This is a genomic window from Paenibacillus odorifer (genome assembly GCF_000758725.1).
GTDB lineage: Bacteria > Bacillota > Bacilli > Paenibacillales > Paenibacillaceae > Paenibacillus_AQ > Paenibacillus_AQ odorifer.
This window is the reverse complement of sequence record NZ_CP009428.1, coordinates 309,550-321,274: the sequence shown is the minus strand read 5'-3', so window position 1 is coordinate 321,274 and position 11,725 is coordinate 309,550. Positions and strand designations below refer to the sequence as shown.

13 protein-coding genes are annotated in these 11,725 nt (G+C 45.7%); 7 read left to right on the top strand and 6 right to left on the bottom strand.

Annotated elements, in window-relative coordinates:
* The first annotated feature begins 191 nt into the window (after window positions 1–191).
* Window positions 192–578, top strand: a complete 387-nt coding sequence (locus PODO_RS01440; protein WP_038568262.1) for a hypothetical protein — start codon at window positions 192–194, stop codon at window positions 576–578.
* Between the two features lie 105 nt (window positions 579–683).
* Here the strand turns inward: PODO_RS01440 and PODO_RS01435 are convergent, their stop codons facing one another.
* The 3 genes from PODO_RS01435 to PODO_RS01425 all read right to left on the bottom strand — a co-directional run bounded on the left by PODO_RS01435 (window position 684) and on the right by PODO_RS01425 (window position 3,793).
* Window positions 684–1,700: an AI-2E family transporter gene (locus PODO_RS01435; RefSeq protein WP_036687315.1), complete on the bottom strand. Its 1,017-nt coding sequence runs from the start codon at window positions 1,698–1,700 to the stop codon at window positions 684–686.
* A gap of 140 nt (window positions 1,701–1,840) precedes the next feature.
* Window positions 1,841–3,025, bottom strand: a complete 1,185-nt coding sequence (locus tag PODO_RS29790; RefSeq protein WP_052096715.1) for a polysaccharide deacetylase family protein — start codon at window positions 3,023–3,025, stop codon at window positions 1,841–1,843.
* A gap of 210 nt (window positions 3,026–3,235) precedes the next feature.
* Window positions 3,236–3,793, bottom strand: coding sequence for a GbsR/MarR family transcriptional regulator (locus PODO_RS01425; protein ID WP_036687313.1), 558 nt, complete (start codon window positions 3,791–3,793; stop codon window positions 3,236–3,238).
* 219 nt (window positions 3,794–4,012) lie between these two features.
* Here PODO_RS01425 and PODO_RS01420 point away from each other — a divergent pair, with 219 nt between their 5' ends.
* Genes PODO_RS01420 through PODO_RS01395 form a run of 6 tightly spaced genes read left to right on the top strand, consistent with a single transcriptional unit; the run spans window position 4,013 to window position 9,210 of the window.
* Entirely contained in the window at window positions 4,013–4,894 is an 882-nt protein-coding gene (locus PODO_RS01420) for a carbohydrate ABC transporter permease (protein WP_036687311.1), read from the top strand.
* Between the two features lie 25 nt (window positions 4,895–4,919).
* Complete coding sequence (locus tag PODO_RS01415) at window positions 4,920–5,765, top strand: carbohydrate ABC transporter permease (RefSeq protein ID WP_051491496.1); 846 nt, start codon at window positions 4,920–4,922, stop codon at window positions 5,763–5,765.
* Window positions 5,766–5,800: 35 nt separating this feature from the next.
* Window positions 5,801–7,147, top strand: coding sequence for an ABC transporter substrate-binding protein (locus PODO_RS01410; RefSeq protein WP_080742377.1), 1,347 nt, complete (start codon window positions 5,801–5,803; stop codon window positions 7,145–7,147).
* Window positions 7,148–7,162: 15 nt separating this feature from the next.
* Window positions 7,163–7,951, top strand: coding sequence for an HAD family hydrolase (locus PODO_RS01405; RefSeq protein ID WP_038568255.1), 789 nt, complete (start codon window positions 7,163–7,165; stop codon window positions 7,949–7,951).
* Window positions 7,952–7,962: 11 nt separating this feature from the next.
* Window positions 7,963–8,289 carry a DMT family transporter gene (locus PODO_RS01400; RefSeq protein ID WP_038574002.1) on the top strand — a complete coding sequence of 109 codons (327 nt, stop codon included), beginning with the start codon at window positions 7,963–7,965 and terminating at the stop codon, window positions 8,287–8,289.
* Between the two features lie 51 nt (window positions 8,290–8,340).
* Window positions 8,341–9,210 (top strand): metallophosphoesterase family protein, encoded by an 870-nt coding sequence (locus tag PODO_RS01395; protein ID WP_038568251.1) that lies wholly within the window; start codon window positions 8,341–8,343, stop codon window positions 9,208–9,210.
* A gap of 94 nt (window positions 9,211–9,304) precedes the next feature.
* Here PODO_RS01395 and PODO_RS01390 read toward each other — a convergent pair whose 3' ends face one another.
* The 3 genes from PODO_RS01390 to PODO_RS01380 are packed head-to-tail and all read right to left on the bottom strand — an operon-like array spanning window position 9,305 to window position 11,717.
* Window positions 9,305–9,754 (bottom strand): hypothetical protein, encoded by a 450-nt coding sequence (locus tag PODO_RS01390; RefSeq protein ID WP_036687301.1) that lies wholly within the window; start codon window positions 9,752–9,754, stop codon window positions 9,305–9,307.
* A 33-nt stretch (window positions 9,755–9,787) separates the two neighbouring features.
* Window positions 9,788–10,705: an ABC transporter ATP-binding protein gene (locus PODO_RS01385; RefSeq protein WP_280513446.1), complete on the bottom strand. Its 918-nt coding sequence runs from the start codon at window positions 10,703–10,705 to the stop codon at window positions 9,788–9,790.
* Window positions 10,698–11,717 carry an ABC transporter ATP-binding protein gene (locus tag PODO_RS01380; RefSeq protein WP_038568246.1) on the bottom strand — a complete coding sequence of 340 codons (1,020 nt, stop codon included), beginning with the start codon at window positions 11,715–11,717 and terminating at the stop codon, window positions 10,698–10,700. Before PODO_RS01380 ends, PODO_RS01385 begins: the two co-directional genes overlap by 8 nt.
* Window positions 11,718–11,725 lie beyond the last annotated feature (8 nt).

Sequence of the window (11,725 nt, the reverse complement as noted above, 5' to 3'; positions counted from 1 at the left end):
GGAAAGTATACCTGTAGTGTATTATCGCTATATCATAGCCGTGTTAAATCTTTAGGTTATTTTTAATATTGCTTAAGCTTCAGTTCAGCTTCACGGGTTACAATATAACTAGTTAGAACCCATTTTAAACGATACTTTAGACGGATGCTTAAGCAAGATAAGTTATTGCAGAACAAGAAAAGAGGACTCTAATGGATATAAAAAGAGTGATCATAGTCGGAACGGTAGTTGTAGTGATGTCTTTCGGAAATGCTTGGACTAGTCTTACCGCTAATGCAAGTTCGCCTGTAAAATGGTCCACCGCAGAGGTCGCGGATCAAGACGAATTATTGGAGGTACTTAACCAGCCAACGGACGAGGATCTATACGAGGCCATATATGACGGTAAGTCACTTCAAGATATTGCATCAGAACAAGGCCAAGATATTGAAGCTGTAATCGATCTACAAGTTGCCCAGCTAACGGATCAACTGGATTCACGGTTAGCCGCTGGAAGCATAACAACCGAGCAGTATGCGGCATATAAAGCGGAGCTGAGGGACATCGTTTCAGATAGTGTCCATACTTCCTTCGGTTAAGGGAATACATACAGCGACGCTGTAACATACACAAAAAACCCGGCTAGATGGACCTTCCATTTAGCCGGGTTTTGTATGTTTAATACTTATTTTATAACAGAATCCCTAAGTTCCTATCTTGTTCTCTCTGTTAATTTCCAGAATATCAAGGAAGAATACAAAGATCGGAATCCCCAGAATCAGACCCCATACCCCGAGATAATGCTCAGAGAATAACAACACGATAAACGTATAGAACATAGGCAAATTCATTTTGGATGACATCAGTTTAGGATTTAGGAAGTAGCCTTCTACAAAATGCAGTACGGCAATCATTGCCAGTACGTATATCGTCATGACTAGGCCACCAATATTGTAACCAATAATACAAAGTGGGATTAGCGAGATAACAAAACCTACAACCGGAATTAAACTAAGCAAGAAGATCATAATGGATAATGCGAAAAGGTAAGGAAAACCTAAAATCCAGAGTCCGATCACCGTAAAGCATGTATTAAACAACGCGATCAGAATTTGTGCTTCGATCACTTTTCCGAAAGAGGAGATAAATTTTCTGCCAAAATACTCAAGCTCTACATAGAACCAAGAGATTTTGCTCTCTTTAAGGCGGGAAGTGAAGCTAACGATCCTGTTTTTCTCAAGTATAAATACAAAGCTCAAAATGGTTGATAAAACAAAGCTGGTGCCCCAATTGCTTATTTTCAAGACATATTCAATACCGTCTTTCATGTACGACTGATAGTTCAAATCCTTAAGCTGGGCGAATATATACTGCACAATATCATTCTGCGGGATGTTCTCAGGGGTCAAATTGGTCAAAAAATTCGTTAACTGTTTAATCTGTATGAAAACCTTAGGCAGATAATTAACGAGGGTTATGACAATTACAGCGATTAAGGCAAGGTATAGAATAACAATAATCACTTTGCTGTTAACTGCTACATATTTGTTAATGCGCTTCGTGAGCAGCACTTGAAAGCTATTCATTACATACGCAATCAAAAACGTCAACAGTACCAAATTAAGCATATCTCTAATACTGAATAGCAGTAGAGCAACCAATCCTAAAATCAAAAAACGCCGGACCGTTAAATTTGCGTAATAACGCTTAAACAATTCCATCAGTTCTCTCCATTCGCCTACCAATTAGTACTCTGTTTATAGTCTACAGTAAGGAATTCACTTATAGCAACTAGTGATTCGCCTAAAATGACGAAATTACTCACTTTTTGTAATCTCATCATCGATAAAAGTGACACTTTTCATGCTCCTGCATCCATATGAGTCAATTCAACGATTCGGCGTTTCGGATCATATTTCATATTTATATGCAGATCTTTGCATAATTGATGAAACGGAACCATCAAGGTTCCCTTCCTCATTTCAGGAGAATTCCTTACCATATTCACCTTTTGGTTGTTCAAGGTCAATTCCATTGGCAAATCGATATGCTTCATCTGGTCAAGTGTTAATGCAGCGGTAAGTGTCTCACTTCCCCCGTTAATTCGTGCGGCATTCCGATCCGCTCTGGTGTTAATCCCATCCTCAATTTTGAAGGTCAGTGAAATCCCCAGCGAATCACAAACAGCCAGCAATCTGTCATTGTAGGAGCCGTAAGGAAAAGCAATTGCCGAATCCGTATTGCCCAATTCTTCCTTCAGCCTTTGCTCCGCCTTGGCCAGATCACGTGTAACTCTGCTGTAGTATTCAACATTCATCTCATTCCTGTTCTCATCATCAACATATAACAGGGCACTTGCAGCTGGCCGCTGCCCGCCCTCGGCATCCACAATCCCATAATGATGCAAATCATAGGTATGACTATAAAATCCCATCCCAGCATGCTTCATTTCCCGCATTTGCTCCCAAGTGAGCTTCGGCACGCTATTCGGATCTGGGTGATCAATTGTAGATACGATAACAAAATTGACGGCTGTATATCCGTATTTTTGCAAAACGGGGAACGCCAATTCATAAAAACTTTCATATCCATCATCAAAGGTCAGCAGCACTGCATTGTCCGGAACTGCGCCGTTATTCAGCATAAATTCGCGGTATTCCGCCATGGTGATCACATGAAAACCTTCCTGCTTCAGCAGATTCATTTGATCGTCAAACCGATCAACCGATAACACCCAAGGAAACTGTGGCATGGGCTTCTCGGAAAGATGATGATACATCAGCACAGCCACCTGATCTCTGTAGTAAATGCCTTTCGGAAGCGGTCCGGATTTCTGCCAGCCGATTTGTGTATTTAGTGCCTGTTCAGCTACTGCCTTCGGGATCATAAGATCATCAGACGAGGCTGGGTTGGCAGCTATCGTCTTTATCATTTGACCATTTACGTTAATAGTAATTGTTGAAGGTTCACGTTGTGTATTCAAAATAGCAGCAAGGCTTAACAGTAGAACTATGATAACAAGCAGCATATTTTTTTTCGTTTTCAATCTCAGAATCTCCTTAACAACATTTCTTGTCCCTATGTAACTATATATTTTATGGAAGTTCCACCTGCTATTGGTTACATTTTCTTCTTATTTTTGTTTCTTTATCATAAAAAAGAGGGCGAACCTCAAGCCTGAACCGGCTTAAGGAACACCCCGCAAAAATGGAGATCTATATACAATTATGTACATCTATATGTGATTGTAGACGGTCTAGGACCTTCTCTTATCTGCGAAGTAATTCTCTTCACCAAGCTCGTCCACGAACTGCTGCAGCCAATGATAATATTGGACGGCATGCTCCAGCTTCTCCAGATCCTTCAGGCAGAATTGCCGCTCCTCCTCAGATGTATCTACGGCTTGAACCAGTCCCTCCAGCTCAGGAATGACAACGTCCAAGGCTTGCTTCATGACATCAATCTCCCGCTGCAGCTTCATCCCAAAAAAGTTCTTAAAGGTCTGAAAGAAATCTGTCTCCACTGCATACAGATCCTTTCGGTCCCGCTTCTCCTCCAGCTTAGTGACCATCTTGGAAGCCATCAAAGAACGGACCCCATAGCTCATATTACTCTTGCTCATATTCATCACATTCTTCATCTCTTCAAGCGTCATCGGACGGTCTTCAAAGAACATAATTCCATACAGCTGCCCGAATGAATAATTCGCACCATATAGGTCCATCGTCTGAGCAATCGCATCGATCATTGGACGCAGCAGCTGCTCGCGTGGAGATAAGTCTTTATTCTCTTCACCAAAGGCTACCTGTTTCATAGCTGCACCTTCATTCCACTTATAATCTACCCTTCTATTTTACACAAAATAGCAACTACCTGCGCTAATCTCTTAAATTTTTACATAATCTCGCATCGATCTTTACGTCCACTTGACCACGCAGCTGCTCGATGAGTGTACAATTTTTTTTGAACGGAAGAGCTTTCCTCAGAATTATACCGCAAAAAACAGAAGATGGAATGGGGTATCGACAGAATAATGAAACGTTCGAGATTTATAGGGGAGTTGAAACCGGTGCTCTTCACCTTGCCGGCAATGATTCCATTCGTTGTATTTTGGCTAGCGCCATTACTTTATGTATTTTATCTCAGCTTTACCGAATGGGACTTCATGAGCCCCGAGAAAACCTTTGTCGGACTAACCAACTATCTGGATCTGTTCAGCAATCCTGCCTTCTATAAAGCACTTAGAGTGACTCTGTTATTCTGTGCCGGAAGTGTGCTGCCAGTTATTCTGATCGGACTTGGACTAGCACTCCTGATGAACGGGAAGCTGAAAGGCTCCACCCTCTATCAGGTATTGCTGTTCTCCCCTTGGGTCACGCCGACCGTGGCTGTATCCATTGTGTGGTCCTGGATCTATGAACCCGAAATCGGCCTTGCCAATACTGTACTTGATCTATTAGGTCTAGAAAAAATCGGCTGGCTTCAAGATCCTAAATGGGCGCTGCTCGGCGTTCTGCTCGTGACGATATGGAAATCGGTAGGCTGGGCGATGATTTTTTACTTGGTAGCACTACGCAATGTCCCTACGGATCTGCTGGAAGCTGCTCAACTGGATGGAGCAAATGCTGTTCAAAAGTTCATCCGCATTACCTTACCGCTTATCTCACCAACGACACTGTTTCTGTTCATCGTACAGATCATCGGGGCGTTACAGGCTTACGACCAGATTAACGTACTTACACAAGGTGGACCCTCAGGATCAACACGCACCTTGCTCTATATGTATTATCAGTCTGCTTTTGAAGCCTTCCAGATTGGAGAAGCCTCTAGTGTCGCAATGGTTCTGGTATTTATATGTATGCTGCTATCCGTAGTCTCGCTAGAGGTTAGTAAACGGACAACCCATTATCAATAACAACTGCTGTAAAGGAGAACGACTGATGAATGCAACGATCGTACGCGTGGGCAAGCTGACCCGCCATCTATTTTTTACAGCTATTGCACTGATCATGGCCTTCCCCTTCTATTGGATGGTCACCAGCGCCTTAAAAACCAATGATGAAATCTGGCAGTCTCCGCCCACAATCTGGCCTAAGGATCCGCTGTGGAGTAATTTTTCAGCCGCCTGGCACGAAGCCCCTTTCTTCAGATATATGGGCAATAGCATATTTGTCGCTGTGTCGATTGTTATTTTGCAGGTAATAAATTCCGGGATGATGGCCTATGCGCTTACGCATATGAAATTCCGCTTCAGAGGGCTGTTCTCAGGCGTTATTCTTTTCGGCTACATGGTTCCAGCCACCGCTGTTTATCTTCCCGGATATTTGGTATTGTCCCAGCTCCATCTACTGGATTCATATGCCGGATTAATTCTATCCAACTGTGTAAGTGTCTTCTCCATTTTTCTAATTCGCCAGGCCTTCCTTCAGGTTCCCCATGAGCTGGTGGAGGCTGGAGAAGTCGACGGTTCCTCACACATGCGGATTCTGTGGACCATTCTTGTCCCCATTACACGTTCTTCCTTTGCTGTGCTAGCCCTGATCACCTTCATTGATCAGTACAATAACTATTTCTGGCCGATGCTGATCACCAAAGACCCTAATCTCCAGCTAGTCTCGGCGGGTCTGCGTAGTTTCTTTACTCAAGGAGGTGCTTACGGATTAAAATGGCCGCTGATCATGGCCGCTAGCGCATTCACCATCGCCCCGTTGCTGCTAGTATTTCTACTAGCTCAGAAAACGATCATGCAAAGTGTCAACATGACCGCTGGTTCCAGCAAAGGATAAGCTAACAATTCTATTTTAATAAGAGGAGAATGATGATGAACGTATTGAAGAGACTGTCCACCCTGTCTTTGGTTGCCGGATTTACAATGTTAACAGCTTGCGGAGGAAATGCGAATACAGGCAATGTTACAGCGGCAAATGGAGCTTCTTCCTCCCCCTCCACAGAGGCTGCACCCACACAAAATGCGCCGGTAACGATTGAATTCTGGTATGGTCTCGGCGGCAAGCTTGGTGAGAATATGGAGGCACTGATTCAGAAATTTAATACCTCTCAGCAAGAGGTCATCGTCAAAGGTATCGCGCAGGCAGACTACACTGAAACCGAACAGAAGCTGCAAGCAGCTATCGCTACAGGAAAAGTGCCTGCGGCTGCTCTCTCCTCCAATGTAGATTGGGCCCGTAAAGGATATTTCGCTCCGATAGACGAGTTTATGGCACTGCAGCCAGATTTTAATAAAGAGGATTTTGTCCAAACCTTTCTAAATCAGGGCCAGGTTGATGGTAAGCAATACTTCCTGCCGATGTATGGAACAACGCAGGTCATGTACTATCGCAAAGATGTTTTTGAGAAGAATGGGATTGATGCGAGCACACTAAAGACTTGGGAAGATCTAGCTGCCGCAGCTGCGAAAATGACAGTGAAGGACGGCGGCAAAACCACCCTTTATGGTTGGGAGCCTATGTGGGGTTCAGGGAACATGATTGATGCTGTACTCAGCAAAGGAGGCACTATCCTTAGTGAGGATGGAAAACAAGTTATGGTCGACTCTAAAGAGTGGATTGAAACCTGGGATTTGTTCCGCAAGTGGATTCACGAGGATAAGATCATGCGAATTCATTCCGGCGGTCAAGGCTGGGAGTATTGGTACAAGACGATTGACGATGTAATAAAGGGTCAATCCGCAGGCTACACCGGCTCCAGCGGCGATCAGGGAGACTTGGACTTCAGCATTGTTTCGGCTATGGAGCAGCCAGGCTGGGCAGGGATCGGTGAGGGCAAACCCGTAGCCCAAGCACTTATGGCCGGCATTCTATCCAAAGCTAACGACAGTGAAAAGGAAGCAGCTATGAAATGGCTAACCTACTTCACAAATGCTGAGAATACTGCGTCCTGGTCCATTAATACGGGATATATTTCGGTGCGCCAATCCGCATTGCAAGACCCGGCATTTGTGTCATTCAGCGAAAGCAATCCACAGATTAAGGTCCCATTGATGCAAGCTTCTCATGGTTCTGCACCTTTCCAAGACCCAACTGGCGGCAAAATTAACGATGCGTTGACAATCGCCGCAGATAAGGTGCAAATTGAGAATATCCCAGCAGCACAAGCACTTAAGGAAGCACAAGAAACGGCACAAGCAGCGCTTGATAAATTAAAATAAAGGGCGGTGGACTTCATGTCTGAGCTCATCACTCCGCAAGGCAGATACACTGTAGCAGCTATTCTATTCGATAAGGATGGTACGCTGCTCCAGTTCGTATCCCTCTGGGGCAGCTGGGGCGAATGTTTTTTAGAGAGATTCACGAAGTATATGAAGGAAAAAGGACTACAGATTGCAGAAGAGCAGCTCCCTGCATTAATGGGAACTATACACAATGCCCAGGGGAGCATTACCGATTATGATCGCAACGGACCGCTGGCTATGGGGACTATGAGTGATCTTTATGCCATTCTGTCATGGCAGGGTTATCTGCAAGGTTTATCTTGGGCGGAGTCCATGGAGCTTGTCCATCAATGCCGTCTCGAAGCGGATGTTATGTTAGAAGAGAAACGCCCTGTTCACTCCCTTCCGGGACTTCATCGTTTTCTTGATGAGTGCGTGAGTGCAGGCATCCCTCTCGCCGTGGTGACCGCAGATGAAACAGAGGCCGCAGACAAACATCTCCAATGGCTGGGCATACGGCATTATTTCTCCGAAGTAATTGGAACAGATCTTGTGGATCAGGGTAAACCTTTCCCCGACATGGTGCAGCTGGCCTGCAAAAGGTTAGCCGTGGAACCCGCGTACACAGCGGTTATCGGCGATACTAACGGGGATATGCGAATGGCTAAAGCAGCGGGTGTACAGGTAGCTATCGGCCTAGCAGAAAGCGAAGGTACTAGTGCTTCAACACATATTCTCCCGGATGCAGATCTCATTGTACAATCTTATGCTGAGCTCAGAATTGAGGTTACTTCCCTGTGAGAATAGAAGGAATGTGGGCATGGATGTTTCTGACGCTGGCTATTGTGTTCGAACTCTCAGGGACCATCTCAATGAAAATATCTCAGGGGTTCACCCAGCTCTGGCCTTCCGTGCTTATGTTCCTGTTCTATGGAGCCAGCTTCACCTCCCTGAATTATGCTCTCACCTCGATTAAGGTAGGCGTAGCTTATGCGATATGGTCAGGAGCGGGAATCATTCTGATTTCCTTCATAGGAACCCTGTTTTTTGAAGAAAAGCTAACCCTATCCTCACTACTATGGATAGCCGTCATCATTGTCGGGATCATAGGACTGAACATTAGCGGCAAGACGCATTAGCGAACAGCAACAGTATTGGATAGGTTCATAGATGAAGGAGGATGCCCAAACATGAGTACGAACACATCACCTGAAGATAAACCAGTTATCACCTTTCAGATCATTACGGATACCCATGTCACTGCTGACCGCAATCATGAGTACAATCTTAACTTCGAGCTGGCACTCCGTGATATAGCAGCGCATGGGGAAGGCAGCAGCGGGATTATGCATATCGGTGATGTCACAGACCACGGCTTCCCTGCTGAATACGAAGAAATGCTTCGTATCCTCAAACAATATAAAAACGACCTGCCCGAGATTACCTTTACCTTAGGCAATCATGATGTGGGGCTCGGAAATTGGGAATCACGTTTAGGAATGTATACGTCACAGACCGGAATGTCCGGACCCTATCATGATCACTGGATCAATGGTTATCATTTTATTTTGCTAGGGACGGAGCAAGGATTGCCCAAGTTCTGTGATCTCTCCTCTGAGCAGCTTGATTGGCTGGAGCATAAGCTTGGAGAGCAAGCTTCACCAGAGCAGCCTATCTTTCTCTTCCTGCATCAACCGCTTAAAGACACCGTAGCCGGATCACTGGAATCGCAAGATTGGTATGGTGTCACACAAGATAAGGAATTAAAAGAAATTCTGTCGAGATATCCCCAGACCTTGTTATTCACTGGACATACCCATTGGGAGCTGGAGGTAAACAACACTATGTTCCCTGGCCATGGAGAGATCGCAACGATGTTTAATGCTGCTTCTGTCGCCTATCTTTGGACTAATGAAGATAAACATAAGACGGGCAGCCAAGGCTTCTATGTGGAAGTGTATAGCGATAAAGTGCTTATCCGGGGCAGAGATTTTAAGACAGGAAGCTGGATTGAGGCTGCACAATATGAGGTAGCTTACCCAGCGGTAAGCGTATATTAATGATAAGCATTTAAGCGAGAAATATAACAAAAAAAACGATTGTGCACAGGGAGTCCTTCCCCGCAACAATCGTTTTTTACTGTAGCTATTCAGCTTATCGTCCAATGGGCGCAATCCGGTAGACAGCTGTATCTCCATCCGCTGCCTTCGTATCGCTCTCGATCTGCCAACCGAAGGACAACACAGAGGCCAAACGTTCCTTCTCAGCCAAGGTTAAAGCCACCTCAGCGGCTTCCTTACCTTCCTCAAGCTCCAGAGCCGCTTCTTTGCCCAGAGCTACCCATATCCAGCTGCGAATCCCACGAATCGTATTGTATTTGATCTGATAGCCTGTCTTCACCGCTTGCCCGAACAACTCCGGCTGCTCTGACTGCAACGCGGTCAGCTGCTTATAATCAAATTGGTATTCGCTCTCGTCAACGGGCAAATCGCCCTCTGCCACTTTACGAAGAATATCCTCATCAGACCACCCCAAGGAGCGGAGTGATTCCACCAATAACGCATCCCACTGGGATAACTTTACCCGGTTTAAGTTCTCTGACATTCTGATCCCTCCCAATCTATATATAGAGTCTAATCATACCGTAAAATCATAAGCAACATAATGGCCCGGGCTTACTTCCTGTAGTGTAGAAGTCTCAGCTCTGCCGTACTCTTGCGAGTATCCGTCTAAAATAATTCTCTGATTGGCCCGCCGGGGATCCGTCTCCAAGATGGAAGACAGCAGCGCCTTTGTATAAGGATGAATAGGATTATCGTACAGCTCATCACTTTCGGCTACCTCTACTAGTCGACCGCCATACATCACGCCGATCCGGTCAGAAATATGCCGTACCATCGACAGATCATGTGCGACAAAGAGATAGGTCAAGCCAAATTCGGACTGCAAATCCTCCAGCATGTTCACTACCTGGGCCTGGACAGACACGTCCAGCGCTGAGATCGGCTCATCACACACGACAAACTCAGGTCTTACGGACAATGCTCTGGCAATCGAAATCCGCTGGCGTTGTCCACCGCTGAATTCATGCGGGAAGCGGTAGAGATGTTCTCTTTTTAAACCTACCTTTTCCAGCAATGCCGCAACAGCTTCTTTGCGTTCTTCACCTTCGTGGATGCCGTGGATTTTCATAGGCTCACTGATCAGATCAAGCACATTTAAGCTTGGATTAAGTGAAGAATAGGGATCTTGGAAGATCGACTGAATGCGTCTGCGAAAAGGTTTTAACTGCTTCTCTCCAAGCTTGCTCAGCGGCTGCCCGTCAAAAGACACTTCACCGTCTGTGTAATCATATAAGCGCAGCAAGCAGCGTCCAACCGTGGACTTGCCGCTTCCTGACTCTCCAACCAGCCCAAAGGTCTCTCCCTGACGAATCTGAAAGCTTACGCCATCTACTGCCTTAAGCACCGATGTATCGCGTCCCCACATATCCTTGCCTTTGGAGAAATGTTTTTTGAGATTATTTACGTCCACTAGAATCTTATTGTCACTCAACCGAACCGCTCCCTTCAACGCCAGCTACGGCTGAAGTCTCCTGCACACCATCTGCTAACCAGCACATCGAACGGTGACCGGGCGATAATTCGATTACCGGAGGACGTTCGCTGCAACGGGCAAAAGCATTAGGGCAACGCTCCATAAAGGGACAGCCAGAAGGAGGATTCAACAAATCCGGAGGTGTGCCTTCGATTGGAATTAGACGTTCACGCGATTTGCCGTCACGTTTCGGGATCGAGCGAAGCAGACCTTTCGTGTAAGGATGCTGTGGGCGGTAAAAAATATCCTCCACCGTACCTTCCTCCATCACTAGTCCACCATACATTACGATAACCCGTGTACATACCTGAGCCACCACACCCAAATCATGGGTGATCAGTGCTATAGCTGTACTGGTATTATTTTTTAGCTCTTTAAAAAGATCAAGAATTTGGGCCTGTATCGTTACATCAAGCGCAGTTGTCGGCTCATCCGCAATCAATAGCTCTGGCTGGCAGGAAAGAGCCATGGCGATCATGACCCGCTGCCGCATCCCGCCGCTGAATTCATGCGGATACTGCTGCAGCCGCTGCTCAGGATTATTTATACCCACCTGCCGCAGGATACTTGCTGCTTCTTTGAGCGCTTCTTCCTTATTTAAGCCGCGATGCCGCCGGATGACCTCCGTAAGCTGCTGGCCGATTTTTTTCACAGGATTAAGAGAAGTCATGGGATCCTGAAACACCATCGCTATGCGGTTGCCGCGTAGTTTTCTCCACTCTTTTTCCGAAAGGTTAGATAAATTCTCACCACGAAAATTAATATTTCCAGCGATAATTTTACCCGGAGGTGTAATCAACGACATAATCGCCTTCGCAGTTACACTTTTCCCGCTTCCGGATTCACCAACAATCCCTACCGTTTCTCCAGCATCTATATGAAAGCTAACGCCACGAACTGCCTGATTCTCCCCATCTCGAGTTTGGAAGGAAACCTTCAAATTCTCAACAGACAATAGCCGTTCCGTCATGATGTCTT

Coding starts and splice junctions, on each gene's coding strand:
- PODO_RS01440 (WP_038568262.1), top strand. CDS start 192: ATGGATATAAAAAGAGTGATCATAGTCGGAACGGTAGTTGTAGTGATG.
- PODO_RS01435 (WP_036687315.1), bottom strand. CDS start 1,700: ATGGAATTGTTTAAGCGTTATTACGCAAATTTAACGGTCCGGCGTTTT.
- PODO_RS01425 (WP_036687313.1), bottom strand. CDS start 3,793: ATGAAACAGGTAGCCTTTGGTGAAGAGAATAAAGACTTATCTCCACGC.
- PODO_RS01420 (WP_036687311.1), top strand. CDS start 4,013: ATGAAACGTTCGAGATTTATAGGGGAGTTGAAACCGGTGCTCTTCACC.
- PODO_RS01415 (WP_051491496.1), top strand. CDS start 4,920: ATGAATGCAACGATCGTACGCGTGGGCAAGCTGACCCGCCATCTATTT.
- PODO_RS01410 (WP_080742377.1), top strand. CDS start 5,801: ATGAACGTATTGAAGAGACTGTCCACCCTGTCTTTGGTTGCCGGATTT.
- PODO_RS01405 (WP_038568255.1), top strand. CDS start 7,163: ATGTCTGAGCTCATCACTCCGCAAGGCAGATACACTGTAGCAGCTATT.
- PODO_RS01400 (WP_038574002.1), top strand. CDS start 7,963: ATGTGGGCATGGATGTTTCTGACGCTGGCTATTGTGTTCGAACTCTCA.
- PODO_RS01395 (WP_038568251.1), top strand. CDS start 8,341: ATGAGTACGAACACATCACCTGAAGATAAACCAGTTATCACCTTTCAG.
- PODO_RS01390 (WP_036687301.1), bottom strand. CDS start 9,754: ATGTCAGAGAACTTAAACCGGGTAAAGTTATCCCAGTGGGATGCGTTA.
- PODO_RS01380 (WP_038568246.1), bottom strand. CDS start 11,717: ATGACGGAACGGCTATTGTCTGTTGAGAATTTGAAGGTTTCCTTCCAA.